21 protein-coding genes are annotated in these 20,963 nt (G+C 70.7%); 16 read left to right on the top strand and 5 right to left on the bottom strand.

The genetic code is table 11. From position 1 onward, the window contains the following. Genes ACIBH4_RS10270 through ACIBH4_RS10255 form a run of 4 tightly spaced genes read left to right on the top strand, consistent with a single transcriptional unit; the run spans position 1 to position 4,450 of the window. A complete protein-coding gene (locus tag ACIBH4_RS10270) occupies positions 1-1,590 on the top strand; it encodes an AMP-binding protein (RefSeq protein ID WP_362762788.1) in 1,590 nt (529 codons plus the stop codon). Beyond that, the gene (locus ACIBH4_RS10265) at positions 1,587-2,819 is read left to right on the top strand and encodes an acyl-CoA dehydrogenase family protein (protein WP_362503586.1); all 1,233 of its coding nucleotides are present in this window, start codon (positions 1,587-1,589) and stop codon (positions 2,817-2,819) included. Before ACIBH4_RS10270 ends, ACIBH4_RS10265 begins: the two co-directional genes overlap by 4 nt. A 27-nt stretch (positions 2,820-2,846) precedes the next feature. Further along, entirely contained in the window at positions 2,847-4,016 is a 1,170-nt protein-coding gene (locus ACIBH4_RS10260) for an acetyl-CoA acetyltransferase (protein ID WP_362503583.1), read from the top strand. Beyond that, positions 4,013-4,450: a Zn-ribbon domain-containing OB-fold protein gene (locus tag ACIBH4_RS10255; RefSeq protein ID WP_362503580.1), complete on the top strand. Its 438-nt coding sequence runs from the start codon at positions 4,013-4,015 to the stop codon at positions 4,448-4,450. The genes ACIBH4_RS10260 and ACIBH4_RS10255 overlap by 4 nt, the downstream gene beginning before the upstream one ends. Positions 4,451-4,753: 303 nt before the next feature. Here ACIBH4_RS10255 and ACIBH4_RS10250 read toward each other — a convergent pair whose 3' ends face one another. Both ACIBH4_RS10250 and ACIBH4_RS10245 read right to left on the bottom strand, forming a co-directional pair. Further along, positions 4,754-5,959, bottom strand: a complete 1,206-nt coding sequence (locus ACIBH4_RS10250; RefSeq protein ID WP_362503577.1) for an alpha/beta fold hydrolase — start codon at positions 5,957-5,959, stop codon at positions 4,754-4,756. Between the two features lie 217 nt (positions 5,960-6,176). Then, a complete protein-coding gene (locus ACIBH4_RS10245) occupies positions 6,177-7,421 on the bottom strand; it encodes an LLM class flavin-dependent oxidoreductase (protein ID WP_362503574.1) in 1,245 nt (414 codons plus the stop codon). Between the two features lie 166 nt (positions 7,422-7,587). Here ACIBH4_RS10245 and ACIBH4_RS10240 point away from each other — a divergent pair, with 166 nt between their 5' ends. The 7 genes from ACIBH4_RS10240 to ACIBH4_RS10210 all read left to right on the top strand — a co-directional run bounded on the left by ACIBH4_RS10240 (position 7,588) and on the right by ACIBH4_RS10210 (position 14,736). Next, on the top strand, positions 7,588-8,610 hold the full coding sequence (locus tag ACIBH4_RS10240; RefSeq protein WP_362762791.1) for a fumarylacetoacetate hydrolase family protein: 1,023 nt from the start codon (positions 7,588-7,590) through the stop codon (positions 8,608-8,610). Further along, entirely contained in the window at positions 8,610-10,337 is a 1,728-nt protein-coding gene (locus tag ACIBH4_RS10235) for a CocE/NonD family hydrolase (RefSeq protein ID WP_362503568.1), read from the top strand. Before ACIBH4_RS10240 ends, ACIBH4_RS10235 begins: the two co-directional genes overlap by 1 nt. Before the next feature lie 69 nt (positions 10,338-10,406). Continuing rightward, the gene (locus ACIBH4_RS10230) at positions 10,407-11,537 is read left to right on the top strand and encodes an ABC transporter substrate-binding protein (protein WP_362503566.1); all 1,131 of its coding nucleotides are present in this window, start codon (positions 10,407-10,409) and stop codon (positions 11,535-11,537) included. Beyond that, positions 11,534-12,409 carry an ABC transporter permease gene (locus tag ACIBH4_RS10225; RefSeq protein WP_362762794.1) on the top strand — a complete coding sequence of 292 codons (876 nt, stop codon included), beginning with the start codon at positions 11,534-11,536 and terminating at the stop codon, positions 12,407-12,409. Before ACIBH4_RS10230 ends, ACIBH4_RS10225 begins: the two co-directional genes overlap by 4 nt. Continuing rightward, on the top strand, positions 12,406-13,074 hold the full coding sequence (locus ACIBH4_RS10220; protein ID WP_362762797.1) for a hypothetical protein: 669 nt from the start codon (positions 12,406-12,408) through the stop codon (positions 13,072-13,074). Before ACIBH4_RS10225 ends, ACIBH4_RS10220 begins: the two co-directional genes overlap by 4 nt. Beyond that, on the top strand, positions 13,071-13,853 hold the full coding sequence (locus ACIBH4_RS10215; protein WP_362503557.1) for an enoyl-CoA hydratase/isomerase family protein: 783 nt from the start codon (positions 13,071-13,073) through the stop codon (positions 13,851-13,853). Before ACIBH4_RS10220 ends, ACIBH4_RS10215 begins: the two co-directional genes overlap by 4 nt. A 16-nt stretch (positions 13,854-13,869) precedes the next feature. Continuing rightward, positions 13,870-14,736, top strand: a complete 867-nt coding sequence (locus ACIBH4_RS10210; RefSeq protein WP_362503555.1) for an ABC transporter ATP-binding protein — start codon at positions 13,870-13,872, stop codon at positions 14,734-14,736. Between the two features lie 172 nt (positions 14,737-14,908). Here ACIBH4_RS10210 and ACIBH4_RS10205 read toward each other — a convergent pair whose 3' ends face one another. Then, on the bottom strand, positions 14,909-15,814 hold the full coding sequence (locus tag ACIBH4_RS10205; RefSeq protein ID WP_362503552.1) for an SDR family NAD(P)-dependent oxidoreductase: 906 nt from the start codon (positions 15,812-15,814) through the stop codon (positions 14,909-14,911). Positions 15,815-16,174: 360 nt separating this feature from the next. Continuing rightward, positions 16,175-16,300: a hypothetical protein gene (locus ACIBH4_RS10200; protein WP_362762799.1), complete on the bottom strand. Its 126-nt coding sequence runs from the start codon at positions 16,298-16,300 to the stop codon at positions 16,175-16,177. A 332-nt stretch (positions 16,301-16,632) separates the two neighbouring features. On the opposite strand from ACIBH4_RS10200, the gene ACIBH4_RS10195 reads away from it, so the two are divergent. Next, entirely contained in the window at positions 16,633-18,105 is a 1,473-nt protein-coding gene (locus ACIBH4_RS10195; protein WP_362503546.1) for an ATP-binding protein, read from the top strand. A gap of 157 nt (positions 18,106-18,262) precedes the next feature. Here ACIBH4_RS10195 and ACIBH4_RS10190 read toward each other — a convergent pair whose 3' ends face one another. Beyond that, positions 18,263-19,246, bottom strand: a complete 984-nt coding sequence (locus tag ACIBH4_RS10190) for a BtrH N-terminal domain-containing protein (protein WP_362503543.1) — start codon at positions 19,244-19,246, stop codon at positions 18,263-18,265. 209 nt (positions 19,247-19,455) lie between these two features. On the opposite strand from ACIBH4_RS10190, the gene ACIBH4_RS10185 reads away from it, so the two are divergent. Genes ACIBH4_RS10185 through ACIBH4_RS10170 form a run of 4 tightly spaced genes read left to right on the top strand, consistent with a single transcriptional unit; the run spans position 19,456 to position 20,936 of the window. Next, on the top strand, positions 19,456-19,791 hold the full coding sequence (locus ACIBH4_RS10185; protein WP_362762802.1) for a hypothetical protein: 336 nt from the start codon (positions 19,456-19,458) through the stop codon (positions 19,789-19,791). Next, the gene (locus tag ACIBH4_RS10180; protein WP_362762805.1) at positions 19,788-20,294 is read left to right on the top strand and encodes a MerR family transcriptional regulator; all 507 of its coding nucleotides are present in this window, start codon (positions 19,788-19,790) and stop codon (positions 20,292-20,294) included. The genes ACIBH4_RS10185 and ACIBH4_RS10180 overlap by 4 nt, the downstream gene beginning before the upstream one ends. Continuing rightward, complete coding sequence (locus tag ACIBH4_RS10175) at positions 20,278-20,607, top strand: hypothetical protein (protein WP_362503534.1); 330 nt, start codon at positions 20,278-20,280, stop codon at positions 20,605-20,607. Before ACIBH4_RS10180 ends, ACIBH4_RS10175 begins: the two co-directional genes overlap by 17 nt. After that, positions 20,604-20,936 carry a YnfA family protein gene (locus ACIBH4_RS10170; RefSeq protein ID WP_350942990.1) on the top strand — a complete coding sequence of 111 codons (333 nt, stop codon included), beginning with the start codon at positions 20,604-20,606 and terminating at the stop codon, positions 20,934-20,936. Before ACIBH4_RS10175 ends, ACIBH4_RS10170 begins: the two co-directional genes overlap by 4 nt. Positions 20,937-20,963 lie beyond the last annotated feature (27 nt).

The following is a 20,963-nucleotide window of genomic DNA, read 5'->3' as shown; positions in this document are numbered from 1 at the left end:
ATGACCGAGCAGCGCACCCGCCCGGTCCCGCTGACCGGGCAGCGCCTGTCGGGGATCCGGATCGGGGAGTGGATCGACATGGCCGCGCGGCGCTCCCCGAACCGGGAGTGCTTCGTCACCGCCGAAGGCTCGCGCACCTTCGCCGAGGTTCGCGACCGGGTGCACCGGCTCGCCCGCGGCATGCAGGAGACGGGCCTGCGGCAGGGCGAGCGGGTCGCGATCCTGGACACCGACTCGCCGGAGTACGTGGAGATCCTCCTCGCCCTGTTCAAGCTCGGCGCGGTGGCGGTGCCGCTGAACTACCGGCTGTCGCCCGCCGAGATCACGACCCTGCTGCGCACCGCCGAGGCGTCCTGGATCTTCGTCGGCGAACGGTACGCGCCCGACGTGCTGCGGTCCCGGCCGGAGCTGCCGCAGCTGGCGCACGTGATCGGCCGCGGCACGGCGGTCGAGGGGACCGTCCCGCTGGAGGAGATCCTGGCGCTCGGCGCCGCCGGCGACCCGACACCGGCCGCGGTCGAGGACGAGGACGTGGTCGCGCTCGCCTTCACCAGCGGCACGACCGGCCTGCCCAAGGGCGTGATGCAGTCGCACCGCATGTGGAAGACGATGGTCTCCAACGCGGTCCTGGAGTACCGCTTCCTGCGGGACGAGTTCCGCTACTCGGCCTCCCCGCTGTACCACGTCGCCGGGCTCGGCCTGGTGCTCAACGCGATCCAGAGAAGCTCGACGTCACTGATCATTCCGCAGTGGGACCCGGCGGAGCTGCTGAGGTGGTGCCGCAAGGGCCTCACCGACGTGTTCCTGGTACCGACCATGATCAGCGCGCTGCTGCGGGAGCCGGACGTGGCCCCGGCCGACTTCGCCGCGCTGCGGTCGGTCTTCTACGGTGCCGCGCCGATGTCGCCCGACCTGCTGGTGCGGGCGATGGCGGTGATGGACTGCGACTTCTACAACGGCTTCGGCGCAGGCACCGAGGCGGGCATGCAGAGCGTGCTCACCCCCGAGGACCATCTGCGCGCGCTGAACGGGCACCCGCACCTGCTGAATTCGGTGGGGCGCCCCGGCTACAACATCGACCTGCGGATCTGGGACACCGAGGACCGGGAGGTGCCGACCGGCGAGGTCGGCCAGATCGTCACCCGCAGCGACATGGTGATGAGCGGCTACCACGGCCGCCCGGAGAAGACCGCCGAGGTGGTGGTGAACGGCTGGTTCAAGGGCGGCGACCTCGGCTACCTCGACGAGGAGGGCTACCTGTACCTGGCGGGCCGCAAGGACGACATGATCATCCGTGGTGGTGAGAACGTCTACCCGATCGAGATCGAGACGGTCCTGTCCTCCTACCCCGGCGTGGTCGAGTGCGCCGTCGTCGGCGTCCCCGACCCGCACTGGGGCCAGACCGTGCGAGCCCACGTCGTCCTCACCGAGACGGCCGCGGCCGAGGCCACGCCCGAGGGCATCCAGGGCTTCTGCCGGGACCGCCTCGCGAAGTACAAGGTGCCCGACGAGATCCGAATCCACACCGGCACCCTGCCCAAGAACGCGAGCGGCAAGGTGCTCCACCGTCTGCTGCGGGAGCAAGCGTGAGCGACCAGACAGAAAACCCACCCACCGGCGACGCCGCGTTCCAGGACGCCGTCCGGGCGTTCCTCGACGCGCACGCCAAGCCGCTCCCCGAGGCGCAGGAGGGCTGGGGCGTCGGCTCCGACGAGCTGAGCTCCGGCGCCGAGCCGACCCGCGAGGAGGAACTGCGGATGGTGGAGGCCGCGACGGCCTTCCGCCGCGAGCTCTTCGACGCCGGCTTCGGCTGGCTCACCGGCCCGGCCGAGTACGGCGGCGGCGGCCGGGAGGCGCGCTTCCAGGAGCTGTTCGACGAGGTGGCCGCCGACTACGAGCTGCCCTCGGAGGCCTGCTTCGTCGTCGGCCACCACATCGTCGCGCCGACCCTGCTCGCCTGGGGCACCCCGGAGGTGAAGGAGAAATACCTCCGCGCGCTGTACCGGGCCGACCTGCTCGCCTGCCAGCTCTTCTCCGAGCCCGAGGCCGGCTCCGACCTGGCCGGGGTCCGCAGCCGAGGGGTCCGCGACGGCGACGGCTGGCGGGTGAGCGGGCAGAAGGTGTGGACCTCCGGCGCCCACTACAGCGACATCGGCGAGATGCTGGTCCGCACCGACCCCGAGGCTTCCAAGCACGGCGGTCTCACCATGCTGATGATCGACATGCACGACCCAGGCGTGGAGATCCGTCCGCTGCGCCAGATGACCGGCGGCGAGGCGTTCAACGAGGTGTTCGTGGACGACGTGTTCGTCCCCGACAGCCATGTGCTCGGTAAGCCGGGCGACGGCTGGAAGGTGGCGATGACCACGCTCGGCAACGAGCGGGCGTCCATGGGCTACCGGACCTCCCCGCCCGCCTCCGACCCGGTCGAGCGGCTGCTCGGCCTGATCCGGCACTTCGGCCTCGAAGGCGACACCGGCATCCGGGCGGAGTTCGCGCGGATCGCGATCCGGCGCGACATCATCCGGTGGACCGCCGCGCGTGCCGCCGCCCGCGCGGCAGGGGGCGAACCCGGCGCCGAGGCCTCGATCATCAAGCTGATGGACTCGGAGAACGTACGCGCCATCGGCGCGCTCGCCGGCCGCGTCCTCGGAGCCCGCATGACCGCCGACACCGGCGAGTGGGGCACCTACGTCTGGGCCGAGCTCATGCTGAGCGCACCGTCCCTGCGCCTCGCCGGAGGCACCGACGAGATCATGCGCAACATCATGGCCGAACGCATCCTCGGCCTCCCGCGCGAGCCGGCTCCCAACCGCTGACCACCCTCACGAGGAGAGACCACACCCATGGTTGACCGCACGCCAGTCATCGCCGGGATCGGCCTGAGCGACTACCCCAAGGCTCCGCATCTCGACGCGGTCGGGCACCACGTGCTCGCCGCGCAGCGGGCACTCGCCGACTGCGGCCTCGCCAAGAGCGAGATCGACGGGTTCATGTGCGCCCAAGGAGACTTCGCGCAGCCCGACAACGCCGGCACCATGGCCGAGATCCTGGGTATCAACCCGCGCTACTTCGACGGCACCGCCGTCGGCGGCTCCAGCTTCGAGCTGCACGTCCAGCACGCGGCCGCCGCGATCCGGGCCGGCCTGTGCGACAACGTGCTCATCGTCTACGGCTCCGACCTGTACACCAAGTCGGGCACCAACCCCGGCTTCGGCGCCAAGAAGCCCGGCGAGGCGGTTCCCGGCGTCCTGCAGTTCGAGTCGCCCTGGGGCAACTCGCTGATCGGCGCCTACGCGATGGCCGCGCAGCGGCACATGCACGAGTACGGCACCACCTCCGAGCAGCTGGCCGCGATCGCGGTGGCCTGCCGCACGCACGCCGCGCTCAACCCGAACGCGCAGTACCGCAAGCCGATGACGGTCGAGGACGTGGTCAACTCCCGCATGATCGCCGACCCGCTGCACCTGCTGGACTGCTGCGTGATCTCCGACGGCGGCGGCGCGGTGATCGTGACCACCGCCGAGCGGGCCCGCGACCTGCGCCAGCCGCCGGTGTACGTGCTGGGCGCCGCGTCGGCGCAGACGCACTGGAACATCAGCCAGATGCCCGACTACACCCGCACCGCCGCGGAGCGCAGCGGGAAGGAGGCCTTCGCCCAGGCGGGCCTCACCCCCGACGACGTCGACACGGTGCAGCTCTACGACAGCTTCACCATCACCGCGCTGCTCATGCTGGAGGACCTCGGGTTCTGCAAGAAGGGCGAGGGAGGACCGTTCGCGGCCTCCGGCGCGCTGCAGCTCGGCGGCGCCCTGCCGCTGAACACCGACGGCGGCGCGCTCAGCTCCTGCCACCCCGGCATGCGCGGCATCTTCCTGCTCATCGAGGCCACCAGGCAGCTGCGCGGTCAGGGTGGCGAGGCGCAGGTCGAGGGCGCCGAGGTCGCCCTGGCGTGCGGCTCGGGCGGCTGGCTGTCGGCGATGGGCACCGTGATCCTCGGAAAGGACAAGGCATGACGAACGTCACCACACCCGCTGACGCGCCCCCGATGGAGGGCCGTCCGGTACCGCTGCTCGACGCCTCCACCCGGCCGTACTGGGAGGCCACGCTGCGCGGCGAGCTGCTGGTGCAGGAGTGCCCGGAGTGTAACCACCGGCAGTTCTACCCCCGGCAGATCTGTGTCGAGTGCGGCGCCGTGCCCGGCTGGCTGACCACCGAGGGCAGGGGCGTCGTGCACACCTTCTCCGTGGTGCGGCAGAACGGGGCGTTCCCCTTCAGCCAGTGGACCCCGTACGCGGTCGCCGTGGTCGAACTCGACGAGGGGCCGCGGATCATGGGCAACGTGATCGGCTGCGAGGTGGACGAGGTCCGGATCGGGATGCGGGTCGAGGTCGACTTCGTCCCGCTGAACGATGAGGCGTCCCTGCCGTTCTGGCGTCCCGCGGGCTGACGCGGGCTCGCGCACCGTACCCGGCCGGGGCGTACCCCGGCCGGAGCAGGGCCGGTCGGCGCGGCCCCCGACAGGTGAGGACCTGGTCGGCGCGGACCGGCGGCACAGACTCGGCCGGCGCGGCCCCGACCGGCACGGACCTGGTCGGCGCGGACCCGACCGGTGAGAACCCGGCCGACGCAGACCCGGCCGGACAGACGGAGAAGCGCCCCGAGGTGGCGGGGCGCTTCTCCGTCGGTGTTTCCGATGCCTGGGATAAGAGGCCGTCGGTGTCTCGGATGCCTGAGGCCGGAGGCCCGGCGGTCAGACCGCCTGCGGCGAGGGTGCCCGCAGGTTCGTCCCCACGGGCAGGTCGCCCGCCTCCGCCGGTATCCGCAGCGACAGCCACTCGGCGATCAGCCGCAGGGTCGGGTCCGGGTCGTCGGTCTGCATGTGCTCGGCGCCGCCCTCCCCGGAGGCGAACACGCGCAGCGTCTTGTCCTCCGCCCCGGCCGCCTCGAAGGCGCGGCGCGCGTCGGCGACCGGGATCTCCCGGTCGTCCTCCCCGTGCACGATGAGCAGGGGCTGGGTCACCTGCGGCCACACGGTCGCGAGCGTCCACTCCTCCAGCCGTTCCAGGGCCCGCTCCACGCTCGGTGTGCCGAGCACCCAGGGCAGGAACCACGACGCCGGCTCGTACCCGGAGCGGTCGTCCCAGCGTCGTCTCCACACCGCGCCGCAGTCCCAGTTGCCGGCCCACGAGACGCAGGCCGAGACCCGCGGCTCGAACGCCGCCGCGCGGGCCGCGTAGTACCCGCCGAAGCTGATACCGAGCACGGCCACGCGCCGGGCGTCCACGTCACGCCGGGTCTCCAGGTAGTCGATGATCGCCGCGGTGGGCACCTCGTAGTCCGGGCGCGAGGGCACGCCGCGCAGCCGGACCATCTCCCCGGTGCCGGGGGTGTCGATGACCAGGCAGGTGACGCCCTGGCGGGCGAACGCGGTGCCCATCACGGCGTACATCAGCTCTTTGGTCAGGTCCAGACCGCCGTAGACGATCACCACCGGCCGCGGGTCACCGGCGTCCGGCGCGATCAGGTAGCCGGGCATCATGCCGTCGGGGGAGTCGATGTGGACGCGCTCAAGCGGCAGGGCCGCGCACTCCATCGCGTTCCCGAACGCCTGCAGGGCCGCGGCGTAGCTCTCCGACTTCGCGGGCCCCAGCGGGATCTCCCGCTGCCCGCTCGCGTGGTACACCGAGGCGCGCAGGTAGCGCGCCCCCGCCGTCGTCGGGTACCCGGCCTTCAGGTCCCGGGCGGCGAGTTCCTCCTGCCGGTGCGCCATCCCCGCCCAGGCGGCGGCCCAGGCATCCAACCTCGTCAGCGGCGGGTCCACCGCCGAGGGGGCCGCCGCCGGCAGGTCGCGGAGCGGGCCCAGCCAGCACTCCATGTCGCCGAGTGAACCGCCGGCCATCAGGGCCAGGTTCACCGTTGACGACCAGGCATGGTCGCCTGGGAAGAACTCGAACACGACGACTCCTCGCGAAACGGCGAGACGGGCGGCGGACGCGCACGCGTGCGAGCGTGCTTTCGTCCGCTGGCATCTGAGATTGGTAGTTGAGGTTCATATTGATAGCGCCACCGCATTACGGGTGGCGTTACCCGGTGCGCCCGCCGTCACCGGACGGCGGGCGCACCGCGCCGCCGCCCCGGGTCGAGGGCGGCGGCGGTCGTACGCGGGCGCCGGGTCAGATCGTGGCCCACTGCGCCAGCGGACGCTCCTCCGGACCGGCCATGCCGCCGATCTCCGGGTAGACCTTGGTGGCCATCAGCTCCATCTCGCGGATCACGTCGTCGGCGGGCTGCTGCGCCCAGTGCCAGATCAGCACCGAGTACTCGTAGGGGACCCGCTCCCACTCCGCGGAGAACTGGGCCCGCGCCTGGTCGACGGTGCCGCCCAGGAACAGCCCTGAATCCTTGACGGCCTGCAGCACGTCGTCGCCCATCGCCATCTTCTTCTTGAAGAACTTCGCGTAGAAGTGCTCGTAGATCTCGGCGTCGTAGTCCATCAGAGCCTTGTCGAACGCCGCCTGGGAGTCGGTGATGTGCGGCCAGCGCACCGGGGCCTGGTTGGCGCCCAGCGGCAGCGGGTGCCCGACCGCGGCCGCCTCCTCGGCGTACACGCGGGCGAACTCCTCGGTGCGGGAAGCGGGCGAGAAGCTGGTCAGCACGAAGCCGTTGCGCGCGCAGTAGCGGACCGACTCCTCCGAGCTGGAGGACGCCACGAACACCGGCGGGTGCGGCCGCTGGTACGGCGGCGGCGTGACCGAGATCTTCCGGATGGCGCCGTTCTCGTCGACCTCGTCCGTCGCGCCCATCCGCGACGCGGTGTCGGTGGCCGGGTAGGTGGTGATGCCGGTGTCGTAGGGGAAGGGGACCTGGACCTTGGAGCCGTTGAAGTCGAAGGAGTCCTGGGTCCAGGCCTTGAGCATCAGCTCGACCTGCTCCTCGAAGATCCCCCGGTTGGCCTTGTCGGCCGCGCCGCCGTCCGACAGCGTGGCCTGGGTGCCGAGATGCTGGCCGAGCACGTCGGTCCAGCGCGACTGGTAGCCGCGGCTCACCCCGGCCCAGAAGCGGCCTTCGAGCATGTGGTCGAGCACGGCGCACTCCTCGGCCACCCGGATGGCGTCCTGGGTGCCCAGCACGTAGCCGTTGGTGCCGATGTTGATCCGGCTGGTGTGCGCGCCCAGCCAGGCGTTGATCACCCCGGGGGACGGGGAGACCTCGTAGCCCTCGGAGTGGAAATGATGCTCGATGCCGGCGATGCCCCAGTACCCCAGGTCCTCTGCGGCCTTGGCGATCCTTGCCCAGTCTCGCATGATCTTCTGGAACTCATCCCGATCGCGCCCGAGCGGTCGCCGGGCCGCGCGACCGGCGGCGCCGCCTTCGACCGGGATGACCGGGTACAGCTGAACGATCGCCTTGACGCCCACTGTCTTACTCCTCAGCAGTCACAGACCGAATTCACTGCCCATATCAAAAGGGGCGGCCAGTTACCGGGCCGTTCCCCGTGATCCGTAACGACGGAGTAACGGCTCCCGCAATAAACCGCACTTCACAACGGAACGACCATTCGGTCGCGATCGACGGAGGGTTCCCATGAGGATTTGCCGCTTCACACCGCATGGCTGGCCGGACGCCGAGGTACGCGCGGGAGCCGCGGTCGGAGCACTCGACGCACCGATCGTCGTCGACCTCGCCGCGCTCCTCGCCTCGGAGATCCTCGCCGATGGCGGAGAAGCCGGCCGTGCCTCCGAGCTCGCCCGCGCGACCTTTCCCGGAAGCACCGTCGCCCTGCTGGGGTCGGGCGGGCGCGCCGAGGCCGAGGCGCGGCGGCTGCTCGACGCGCTGGGCGACGCCGAGGCCGCGCTGGGACGGTCGGGCCCGCTCGGCGCGCACGCCTACCGGCGCGACGCGGTCCGCCTGCTCGCCCCCGTCGACCGGCCGCCGACCGTGCGCGACTTCTTCGCCTTCGAGGACCACATGGTCAACGCCCTGCGCAACCTCGGCCGCGAGGTCCCGCAGGAGTGGTACGAGGCCCCGTCGCACTACGTGACGCGCAGCGCCTCGGTGTTCGGCCCCGACGAGCCCGGCCAGTGGCCCGCCTACACCGAGAAGCTCGACTACGAGCTGGAGTTCGCGATCGTGATCGGCCGCCGCGGCCGGGACATCCCGCCGGAGCGGGCCTGGGAGCACATCGCCGGGCTCACCATCTTCAACGACCTGTCCTGCCGCGACGTACAGGGCCGCGAGATGGGCACCCGGGTCGGACCGGCCAAGACCAAGGGCTTCGACCGAGGCTGTGCCACCGGGCCGTACCTCGTCACCGCCGACGAGATCCCCCGGCCTTTCGGCGCGGGGATGCGGGCCTTCGTCAACGGCGAGCTGTGGTCGGAGGGGTCCGCCGCGACGATCCACTGGTCGATCGAGCAGATCGTCGCGCACGCGTCGGCGGGGGAGACCCTGCTGCCGGGCGACCTGCTCGGCTCCGGCACGGTCGGCACCGGCGCGGGAATCGAGATCGACCGCTGGATCAGGCCGGACGACGTGGTCCGGCTGGAGATCGACGGGCTCGGCGCGTTGGAGACCCGCGTGGTGCGGGCCACCGCGGGCGAGGACTGATGCGGCCCCCGGTCCTGCGCGAGCGGGACGTGCGGATCCCGCTGCCCGACGGGGTGATGCTGCGCGCCGACGTCTACCGCGACCCGGCTTTCGGCCCGCGGCCGGTGCTGCTCCAGTACACCGCCTACGACAAGTCGAACTGGGCCTCGGTCTACGGTGTGATCAACCCCGAGCGCGCGGTGGACGAGGGGTTCGCCGTCGTGGTGGTGGACGCGCGCGGCCGGTTCCGCTCCGGCGGCGACGAGCCGTTCCGCCCGTTCGAGGACTCGGGCGCGGACGCCGCCGCCTGCGTGGAGTGGGCCGCCGCGCAGCCGTGGTCCAACGGCAGGGTCGGCATGTACGGGGCGTCGAACAACGGCGTCCCGCAGTGGCAGGCGCTCCGGCGCCGGCCGCCCGGGCTGCGTACGATCGTGCCGCACTTCACCGCGTCCGAGTTCGACGGCGGCTGGGTCTGGCGCGGCGGCGCGTTCCAGCTCGGCTTCAACCTCTGGTGGAGCCTCGCCAACCTCGCCCCCGACCAGCTCCGCCGCGCCGTCGTCCGTGACGGCGCGGACGCCCACCGGACGGCCTCCGGCGCCCTGGCGCGCGCCCTGCGCGACCCGGACGCCGCCTTCCGTGCTCTCCCGCTCTCCGACGTGCCCGCCCTGGACGGCGTCGCCCCGCACTACGGGGAGTGGCTCGCCCACCCCCCTGGCGACCCGTACTGGGACCGGCTCAGCGCCCGCGAGGCGCTGGCGGAGACCGACCTCCCCGTGCTGCACGTGGCCGGTTGGTACAACGTGCACCTGGACGGCAACCTCGCCGCCTACCAGGCGATCAAGGACGCGGGCGGCCCGGCCGCCGAGGCGCAGCGCCTCGTCATCGGCCCGTGGACCCAGTGGGCGCCCGCGCTGTTCGGCGACTCCTGCGGCCCTGAGCGGCGCTTCCCCGTCGGGATGGACCTGGAGGGGATCCAGCTCGCCTGGTTCGGGCGGCACCTCGCCGACGGCCCAGGCCCCGACCTGCCGCCGGTGCGCGTGTTCGTGATGGGCGCCGACGAGTGGCGCGACGAGCAGGAGTGGCCGCTCGCCCGCGCCCGCCCCACCCAGTGGTACCTGCGCGGCGGCGGAACGGCCAACTCCCGGCACGGGGACGGCCGGCTGAGCACCGAGCCGCCGCGCGGCGACGAGCCGTACGACGCCTTCCTGTACGACCCGCGCCACCCGGTGCCCACCCGAGGCGGCGCCGTCTACCTGCCCAACCCGGCCGCCAACTCCGGCCCGATGGACCAGAGCGCGGTCGAGGACCGCGACGACGTCCTGGTATACAGCGGAGACCCGCTGAGCGAACCGGTCGAGGTGATCGGCCCGGTGCACGCCGTGCTGTACCTGCGCACCACCGCCCCGGCCACCGACGTGACCGCCAAACTGGTGGACGTCCACCCCGACGGCCGGGCGTACCTGCTCTGCGACGGCATCCGGCGGATCACCGCGGCGGAGGTCACGGCTGCGGGGGACGGGCCGATCCGGGTCGAGGTGGACCTGATCGCCACCGGGAACGTCTTCCTGCCGGGACACCGGATCCGGCTGGAGGTCTCCAGCAGCTCGTTTCCCAAGTACGACAGGCATCCCAACACCGCCGACGGCACGGCGGCCTCGCACCGGGACCTGCGGGTCGCGATGCAGACGATCCTGCACGACGCCGAGCACCCTTCGGCGATCGTTCTGCCCGTCACCCCCACCCGGTAACGGCGGGGATAACGGCCCCGGGGTGAGGTCGGGGCACCGCAGCATCCCGAATTCCGGCAAGGAGATTCGATGCCCCCCATGCGCGCCCCCCTCACCCTCCTCCGTTCCGCGGCCGCCCTGTGCCTGCTTCTGACGGTCGCGGCGTGCGGCTCCGGAGAAGAACCCGCCGCCCCCGCACCTCAGGGCGGCTCGGCCGCACCCGAGGCGACTCTTGAAACGCAGAAGGTGACCTTCAGCGGGGTCACCCCCAACGCAGGCAACTGGGCCATCCAGGTCGGCGTCGAGTTCGGCGTCTTCCGCCAGTACGGTCTCGACGTCTCGATGATCTATTCGCAGTCCAGCCCGAACGCGCTCGCCGCCATGATCGGCGGTTCGGTGCAGTTCACCTCCACCGTGTACGACGCCGCGATCCTCGCCCACCAGAAGGACCCCCGGGTCATCGCGGTCGCCGAGGGCTACCGGTCCTACCCCGAGTATCTGGTCGTGCCGCCGGAGGTGACCTCCTTCGCCGACCTCAAGGGCGCCACCTGTGGCGCGCAGAACCCCGAGGGCATCGGCGACGCGCTGTACCTGTCCAAGATGATGGAGCACGGCGGACAGCTGAAACTCGGTCAGGACTACAAGCTCACCAACGTCAACCTCAACGCCGGGCCGGCGCTCGCCGCGCTGAAGTCCGGGCAGATCAAGTGCATCGCGGTGCTCCCGCCCACCTCCACCCTGCTGGAGAAGCAGGGCTACAAGATTCTCTACGACCTGCAGCAGGTGCCCGAGTACAAGGACCTGTCCTTCTTCGGGATCAACGCGATGCGGACCTGGGTGAGCGAGAACCCCAACGCCGCCCGCGCCTTCCTCAAGGGCTACCTGGCCTCGATCGCCTACCTGTACGACCCGGCCAACAAGGAGAAGGCGATCGACCTGCTGGCGAAGAACGCGCAGGTCGAGCGGAGCGTCGCCGAGGCCTCCTACACCTGGGTGACCGCCGGCGCCTACCCGCGCGACGGCGCGATCGCCGCCACCGTGGTCCCGCGTACGGTCGCGTTGATGAAGTCCGGCGGCTCACTGGAGGCCTCCGCGCCCGACGACGTGGCCGGCCTGGTCGACAACTCCCACGTCAAGGCCGCGTACGAGGAACTGCCGGACTCGGTGAAGAACGGACCGGGACCCAAGGGAGTGCTCCCGGAAGGCCAGCAGCCCGCATGAGCCGACCGGTCTCCGGCGAGTCCGGCACCGGCCCGACCGCCGCCCGGGAAGCGGGGCGGCGGCCGGGCGGGGGACGGTGGCCGGCACGATGGCGAGCCCGGCGCGCGGGGAAGGGCGCGGGACCGCGCGGGCGCCGCGCCACGCTCAGCTTCCTCGGCTTCCTCCTGGTGTGGCACGTCGCCGCCGAGTACGTAGTGGACAACCCGCTCTTCCTGGCCGGCCCGATCAGCACCGCCGCCGCGATCGTGACGATGTGGCAGAACGGGACGCTCCAGCAGGACATGCTGGTCAGCACGGGTGAGTTCACCAAGGGATTCGCGGCCGGCCTGGTGGGCGGCGTCCTGCTCGGCCTGCTGCTGGGGACGAGCCGCCGGGCCAAGGACTACATCGACCCGCTGATCAACGGGCTCTACGCCACCCCGATCGTCGCGCTCGCGCCGCTGTTCATCCTGTGGTTCGGCATCGGCGAGACCAAGACCGTACTGCTGGTGTTCATGCTGGTGGTGCTGCCGATCGCGATCAACACCGACGCGGGTATCCGGGTGACCGACCCGCAACTCCTGGAGGCGGCCCGGTCCTTCGGCGCGAGCCGCTTCCAGCTGTTCACCAAGGTCCGGTTCCCGACCGCGATCTCGTTCCTGATCGCGGGCATCCGGATGGGCATCGGACGAGGGCTGATCGGTGTCGTGGTCGGCGAGCTCTTCGGCTCGCAGAGCGGTCTCGGCTACCGGATCCTCGTCTCCTCGCAGTACTTCCAGACCGACGCCCTGCTCGCCGGGGTGCTCATCTTCGCCGTCACGGGTGTGCTGCTCGTAAAGCTCTTCGAATGGCTCGAACATCGTGCCGCGCCGTGGAAGAAGGACCGTCCGTGATCCCGCCCGTGCCGAACGCCTACCAGAAAGGGGCGGCCATGCCGACCGACGAACCCCGGGGGCTCATTCCGATGCTCCCCGTGGAGGAGGCCGCGCGGATCGCGGTCGAGGTGGGGATGCGCGAGGAGATGTCGCGGATCCACTTCTACCGCCTGCTGATGAACTCCCCGCAGTCCGCCCGGGTGGAGAACGAGATCAACGACCGGATCCTGTGGGAAGGGCGGCTCACCGTCCGTCCGGAGGCCACCCGGCTGCGCGAACTCGCGATCATGCGGGTGGCCTGGGTCACCGGCTCCGAGTACCTGTGGGCACACCACTACTCCCCGACGGTCGACGTCGACCTGCCGGGCAAGCGCCCCTCCGACGTGCTCGGCGTCCGCGAGGGCGCGGACCATCCGGGGTTCGGGTCCGCCGAGCGCGCCGTGATGCGCGCGGTGGACGAGATGGTGCGCGACGACCGGATCTCCCCGGAGACCCTGGGCGACCTGAGGTCGGAGCTGGCGAACGACGGCGAGGTCGTCGAGATCTGCTACGTGATCGCGATCTGGCGCGCCCTCACCACCCTGATGGCCACCTTCGAGGTGCCGCTGGAGCCGGGCTACCGGCCCTGGGCGCCCGACGGCCGCCGCCCTGAGAGCCGCGAGGCGGGGGTGCCGGGCCGGTGAGCAGGTTCGAGGAGTACCGCGACCGGTTCGCCGACGTCGCGATGGAACGGCACGACGGCATCCTGCAGGTCTCGCTGCACACCGACGGCGGATCGCTGAAGTGGAGCGAGCGGGCGCACCGCGAACTGCCGGAGGCGTTCCGGCAGATCGCCACCGACCCGGACAACCGGGTGGTCATCCTGACCGGCACCGGCCCCGACTTCCTGACCGAGATGGCCTTCGAGCGGCGCAACACCACCCCGCTGGGCTGGGACCGGATCGCCCACGAGGGGCGGCACATGCTCTTCGACCTGCTCGACATCGAGGTCCCGGTGATCGCCGCGGTGAACGGCCCCGCCACCGAGCACGCCGAACTCGCGCTGCTCTCCGACATCGTGCTCGCCTCCGAGACGGCCGCCTTCGCCGACCACCAGCACGTGGTCGCCGGGGTGGTGCCGGGCGACGGCGTGCACATCGTCTGGCCCTGGCTGCTCGGGATGAACAGGGCGAGGCACTTTCTGCTCACCGGCCGGACCATCGACGCCCACGAGGCGCTGGAACTCGGCCTGGTCGCCGAGGTGCTGCCGCAGGAGCGGCTGCTGGAGCGCGCCTGGGAACTCGCCCGGCAGCTCGCCGGCAACACCACCCTCACCCTGCGCTACACCCGCGCCTGCCTGACCATGCTGATCCGGCGCGAGCTGCGGTTCGGCCTCGCACACGGGCTCGCCCTGGAGTCGCTCGCCGCGGTCGACGCCCGTTCCTTCCCGTCCTCGCCCCCGCCGGCCTCAGGGCAGCCGTGACCGAGAGGAAGACCTGATGTTCGGGTATCCGCGCCGTCGCCCCGCCGACGACCCCCCGCCCCCCTCGCGGTCCGGGGCCCCGCTGCTGGAGATCGACGGGCTGTCGGTCGGCTACGAGCGGGCCGGCGCGTACACGCCGGTCCTCGAGAACGTCGGCCTCACCGTGCAGGACGGCGAGTTCGTCTGCGTGGTCGGCGCCAGCGGCTGCGGCAAGACCACGCTGCTCAAGACCATCGACGGCCTGATCGCCCCGGCGGCAGGCGAGGTCCGGGTGTCGGGCCGCCCACCCGACCCCCGCCGAGGGGACATGGCCGTGGTGTTCCAGCAGGACTCGCTCTACCCCTGGCGGACCGTGCTGGCCAATGTCAGGTTCGGCCTCGACCTGCGGGGGTCCCGCTCGGCCGCCACGGACGCGCGCAGTCGCGAGTGCATCGAGCTGGTCGGCCTGCGCGGCTTCGAGGACCACTACCCGCACGAGCTGTCCGGGGGGATGCGCCAGCGGGTCAACCTGGCGCGTGCCCTGGCGGTCGATCCGACCGTGCTGCTGATGGACGAGCCGTTCGCCGCGCTGGACGCGCAGACCCGCGAGGTGATGCAGACCGAGCTGCTGGACATCTGGACCCGGCACCGCAAGACCGTGGTGTTCATCACCCACCAGCTCGACGAGGCCGTACTGCTCGCCGACCGGGTGATCGTGATGGCCGCACACCCCGGGCGGGTCAGGGAGGAGATCCTGATCGACATCCCTCGCCCACGTGACCTGCACACCAAGCGCGGCGAGAAGTTCACCCGGTACGTGGACCACATCTGGAAGCTCATCGAGAACGAGGTTCGCAGTTCCCTCATCCCCGGCACCACCGCCTCCGGCCGAGATGGGACCTGACCTCTCCCACCGTCCGCCCGCGCCGGCCTGTCGGGACAGGGCGGGCGCGGCGGGTGGCGATCTCCCGGTCCGTGTCCGTACGACCGGCGGCGGAGATCCCCTGGTCCGTGCCCGCTCAGCCGGAGGCCAGGTCCTCTTGGCCGGGGATCGGAACCTCTCGGTCCGTGCCTGCTCAGCCGAGCCCTTCGCCGGACCCCTCGGTGAACAGGACGCCGATCGGAGCGGGCTCGTACCGGGTCTCGTCCCCCGCGAACAGCCCGTCGCGGAACCGCGCGGCGGACTCCGCCGACCAGTCGGCCGGTTGCAGGGCCGTGCGCACCGGCGACCAGGTTCGCATCCGCCGCACCGTGTTCCCGGCGACGACGAAGACCTGTCCCGTCACGTCCTCGCCCTCGGGACCGGCCAGCCAGGCCACCACGGTCGCGACCTGTTCGGCGGGCAGTGCCCCGTCGGGCAGGCCGCCGAACGCCGCCTCGCTCATCGGGGTCCGCGCCCGAGGCGCGATCGCGTTGACGCACACCCCGTACCGGCCCAGCTCGGCCGCCATGGTCAGGGTGAGCGAGGCCAGCCCGGCCTTGGCCGCCGCGTAGTTGCCCTGCCCCGCGTTGCCGTACAGGCCCGACTCGCTGCTCGTGTTCACGATCCGGCGCCCGCTCCCCGGTCGCGCCCGCCAGTATCGGGCGAGCGCCCGGCACAGCCGGAAGGGCGCGGTCAGGTTGACCGCGAGCACCGCCTCCCAGTCGTCGTCGTCCAGATTGAAGACCATCCGGTCCCTGACGATCCCGGCGTTGTTCACCAGCACCGACACCGGCACCCCGAACCCCTCCGCCGCCTCCAGCACGTCCTCGGCCGCGCCCTTCTCCGCGAGGTCTCCCTGCCAGGCCACGGCGGTGCCGCCCGCGTTCCGGATCTCCTCGGCCAGCGGTCCGCTGTCCGCGAGGTCCGCGCACAGCACCGCCGCCCCGCGCCGCGCCAGCAGCCGAGCCTCGGCCGCCCCGATGCCCCGCGCGGCTCCGGTGACGATGCAGGCCCGCCCGCTCAGGTCGAGCCCGCCGCGGGTGCCGGATGAAGCCGTCATACCACTCTCCATGCATTGGAAATCGAACTCCGCCGAGACCCCGCGGAAAGCTCCGCCAGGACGAACGGAAGAACCTTCCTTATTGTAAATAAAGCCGAGTTCCCACATCAATGCATATCGGACATTATCTGTCGGTCGGCGAAATATGTCTGCCGTCCCATTGTCATATTCTTTTTTGAATTCAGGTGTGCGGGAAGTGGGTGCGATTCGCCGTGAAGGCTTTTCCCCTGTCGCGCTGTGCGGCGACATCGCTCGTCCTCCCAGGGGAGGGCGGGCGATGTCGGGGACGGGGTCGCGAAGGGCCTGCCGCCGGGTGTGCCGAGGACCGTTTCCGGCAGGCGCCCCATGAGCCGTTTCCGGCTACAGCCGACGCAGCACCCGCATGGCGTCCTTCTCGATGCGCGAAAGATCGTGGGGGGTGGCGCCGGCCTGCTGGAGACGGTCCGCGCCGCCGCTCTCTCCGGCCTTCGTGATCAAGGTGGCCACGTCCGTCCACAGGACGGCGGCCTCGGTCCCCGAATGCGTTTCCGCGTCGGCCTCCAATTCGTCTGTGGCCCCGGTGTCGCCGTCACCTTCTGGTGCACTACAGCATCCTCTGGCGCAAACCGCAGGACTGGGCAGGCTCAGCCGATGGCCTTGGAAATGATGGGGTCTCGGCAGAGACATGACCTCTGGCCTGGCCCTTCGCGCCTGGAGTGAGCGACGGGGATCGACCCCGCGCCTGTCGGCTTGGGAAGTGTGTCAACCGCATGGTGCTCGTGCGCGCGTTTTTAGGAGTACACTTTTAAGTACTGTACTCCTAAAAAGAGAAGGTCAAGATGTCGCTGCCGCGGCCGTCGGACATGTTCGACCGCGAGTGGGAGTGGGAGCAGCTCTCGCGGTTCGTCGCCAACGACTCCCAGGGGGCCACACTCGGGGTGGTCTCCGGACGACGCCGGCAGGGCAAGACGTTCCTGCTGGAAGCCGTCTGTGAGGCGACCGGTGGTTTCTACTACGCCGCCACCGAGGCCGTGCCCAGGGCGGAGGCGCTGCGCCAGCTCGGGGAGGCCGTCTCCGCGTTCGCCGGGACACCGGGACGGGTCAGGTTCGAAAACTGGGAGGAGGGAATCGACGGCCTGCTCTCCTTGGGGGATGAACGGACCGTTCCCGTCGTTCTCGACGAGTTCCCCTACCTGGTGCGTGATGCCAAGGACCTGCCTTCGGTCATCCAGAAGGCTCTGTCGCCGCGCCGCAAGCAGCGGGGGGCGTCACGGTCGCGTCTGCTGCTGTGCGGGTCGTCGATCTCCTTCATGGGCGGCCTGCTCTCCGGGCAGGCGCCACTGCGCGGGCGGGCCGGGTTGGAACTGGTGGTGCCCACCTTCAACTTTCGGCTGGCCGCCGAGTTCTGGGGGCTGACGGCCGAGCCTCGACTGGCGGCCCTGGTCTACTTCGTCGTCGGCGGCACCCCCGCCTACCGCACCGAATATCTGGCCGGGATCGCCCCGGCGGGTCTGGCCGACTTCGACCGCTGGGTCGTGGAGTACGTTCTCAACCCGGCCAGCCCTCTTTTCCGCGAGGTGCGTTTCCTGCTGGCCGAGGACCCGGCGCTGCGCGACACCGGCCTTTATCACACGGTTCTGGCCGCGGTCGCCGAGGGCAATGCGACCCGCAGTGGTATCGCGAGCAGAATCGAGCGCAAAGCCGTCGACATTTCTCATCACCTGACCGTTCTGGAGGACGCCGGCCTCCTCGTGGCCGACCCGGACGCCTTCCGCCGGAACCGCTCCGAGTATCGGATCACCGAGCCGCTCGTCCGCTTCTATCACGCGATCATGCGCCCCTACTGGGCGCAGCTGGAAAGGGCGCGGGAGGGGCGTACCGAGCGGATCTGGCGTGCCGCTCAGCCTCGCTTTCGCAGTAACGTCGCGGGGCCGGTGTACGAGCGAATGTGTCGGGTGTGGTGTGAAGGCTTCGCGTCCGAGGAGACGCTGGGTGATATGGCGGGAAGTGTCCAGTCGGGGGTTGTTCACGATGTCACCAGCCGTACAGGCCATGAGGTGGACGTCGCTGTCCACAGCCCTGACGGCGCACTACTGGCCATTGGGGAGGCCAAGTGGGGGGACGTTGTGGGGCTCGGGCACCTGGAGAGGCTTGAGCGGGTGGCGGCGCTCCTCGCGGCCAAGGGCGAGGCGCCGGGGCGGCTGCTGCTGTTCAGCGGGATGGGGTTCATGCCGGCGTTGCAGGACGCGGCGGCGCGCAGCGGTGGACGGGTGCAGTTGGTGGGGCTGGAGCGGTTGTACACAGGTTCGTGATCGCGATCGGACCGGTCCGAGCTTTTTCAGTAGTCCGGACACTGCGGCATGCATCCCTACGAGCAGGCCGATGAGCTCCGTAGACCCTCAACGTGCCGGGGCCCTGCCAGGTATGCCGAGGACCGTTTCCCGCAGGTGCGCCGTGAGCCGTTTTCGGCTACAGCCGACGCAGGACCCGCATGGCGTCCTTCTCGATGCGCGAAAGATCGTGGAGGATGGCGCCGGCCTGCCTGAGGTATTCCGCGTCGCCGCTCTCTCCGGCCTTCGTGATCAAGGTGGCCGCGTCCGTCCACAGGACGGCGGCCTCGGCGTACAGCCGGTGACCGGTGCGGAGGTCGTCGTTGTCGATCAGCCGGGTGCATTCGTCGAGGAAGTCGCGATAAAGGGCACGAAACAGGGCGCCGCCGGTGCCGCCCTTCTCCATGAGAAGGGCGGCCTGCGGCAGATCCTGCTTCGGCTCCCCGGCCCGTAGCAGCCATCCGGGCACCTTTTTGCCGGCCTTCTCGATACCGCGATGCCCCACGTTCGAGATGGGGGCGGAGAGAAAGGCGTCGGCGCAGTCCCTGACGGCGGGGATGATCTGCTCCTGCCAGGAGAGCGGGCGAGCCGGCGCGGTGACGGTGAAGGATCGGTTCCTGGCGGTCATCGGGCCGCGTTCGGCACGCGCCCTGGCGAGGCCGGCCCGGTTGTTGCGCACCGCTCCTCCCTGCTGGTCGGTGTCCACGAGATAGACGTCGTGCTCGTCGTAGCCGTACATCGCGACGACATGACCGCCGAAGTGCACCTTGGACCGGAAATAGTCCAGGTGGTAGCAGTCGAGCTGGAGGCCGACCGGACGACCGGCGTCGATGGGGGCGGCCACGTTCTCCCACGCCTTGCGCGCCGAGGTGGTCTCCTCGACCGTCAATGCCAGCCCCAGCCTGGCGGCCAGGTTCCTGGTGAGTTCGAAAGGCTTGACACGGCCTCCGAGAAAGGGGAACGCCATGGCCTTGCTGTCCCAGTAGATGAAGGACAGGCCGGAGCCCAGCCCGAACAGCATCGGCTCGGAGAGATCGAGCCCCTCATGCCGCAACAGCACTCCCAGCGCCGTCGTCTCGCAGTGCTGCGTGCCGCGGGCCTCGACGTCCTTCACGACGGTCATGTTCCGCCCTTCTCGTGTCGGTGCGGCGAACGGTCATACCGCTCCCATTCTCGACATCTTCTTGATCGATCGATGGGGGCGCAGAGACTAGCACGCGGCCTCCCGGGGTGGGCGGTGGGGAAGGGGCGCCCGTTCGGGGTTGCATCCTGTACCGAGGTACAGGCTTACCGTCGGATCGGTAGGGATCGCTCCCGATACTTGGAGGGCTCATGGAATGGGCACCGGCCGAATGCACGCTTCCGACCGAGAAACGGCCGCTGAGGGTGGCGGAGTTCGACGAACTGTTCGCCTCCGCACTACGCGGAGTGGAACGGGTGGGGCCGACACACCTACGGCTCACGCTCGATGCCGGAGCACGGGTGGAGGAGACCGCGCGTGACCTGACGGCCCGGGAGACGGGCTGCTGCGCCTTCTTCACCTTCACCCTCACCCCCGGCCGTGAGGGACTGGCCATGGACGTCGAGGTCCCCGAGGTTCACACGAGGGTGCTCGACGGCCTGGCGGTCCGGGCGACCGAGATGTCTCCCCGGACGGTCACGTCATGAACGGGGAATGGCTACGCACCGGAGAGGTCGCGGAAGCGGCCGGGGTCAACACCCAGACGCTGCGCTACTACCACCGGCGGGGCCTGCTGCGAGAGCCACGACGCAGCAACGGAGGGCACCGGCTCTATCCGCCGGAGACCGTGACCGTCCTGCGCGTGATCAAGGTGGCGCAACGGCTGGGCTTCACCCTGGAGGAGGTGGCCGACCTGGTCGAGGCGACCGCCCACCGTCACGGCAGGCCGGACGGCGGCCTGCGGGCACGGGCGACGGCCAAGCTCGCCGAGGTGGAACAGAAGATCGCAGACCTTGGGACGATCCGCGAGACGCTGATCCAGGCGATGGACGCCGGATGCGACAACCTGGTGGCGTGCGCGGAAAGTGCGTGCTGCCCACTGCCGTTCCCCGGCCTGGCGGACGAGGGCCGGAATGCCGACCTCTTGGCGGGCGGGAGCCGACATGCCGACCTCTTGAAGGACGGGAGCCGACATGCCGACCTCGACTGATCCCGACCGTCGTAAGCGCTTGTTCCCGGCCGGCCTGACGGGCTTGGCCGCGGTGGCCTGTGCCGCGTGTTGCGCGCTTCCCGTGCTGCTCGCCGCCGGGGTGATCGGGGGCACCGGGGCCGTCGCGCTCACCGGCGTCATGCCGACGGTGGCCCTGATCCTGGCGGGCGTGGCCGCGTCGGCCTGGGGGCTGGTGTGGTTCCTGCGCGGGAGAAAGCAGACCGGCGGATGCGCGGGCGAAACCGGCTGCGGCTGCCGGGGCGAAGGGAGGCGCCAACACGCCGAAGGCGATCCTCTACATTCGCAGTCGTGACTGTCGCACGTTCTCTTCTCCTGTTCGTGGTGGCCGCGCTCGCCGAGATCGGCGGGGCCTGGCTGGTCTGGCAGGGCGTGAGAGAACAACGTGGGCTGTTGTGGATCGGCGCCGGATTCATCGCCCTGGGCCTGTACGGGCTCGTGGCCACCTTCCAGCCGGATGCCAACTTCGGCCGCATCCTCGCCGCCTACGGCGGCGTGTTCGTCGCGGGCTCGCTGGGATGGGGCATGGTGGTGGACAGGTTCCAGCCCGATCGCTGGGACGTCATCGGGGCCGCCATATGCATACTCGGTGTGCTGGTCATCATGTACGCCCCGCGCGGTTAGCCGGAGTCGACCCCGGAGCACCCCGAG

Source organism: Streptosporangium sp. NPDC050284, from assembly GCF_044459525.1.
Classification (GTDB): Bacteria; Actinomycetota; Actinomycetes; order Streptosporangiales; family Streptosporangiaceae; genus Streptosporangium.
The sequence above is the reverse complement of the archived record's forward strand: the minus strand, read 5'-3'. Positions and strand labels throughout refer to the sequence as shown.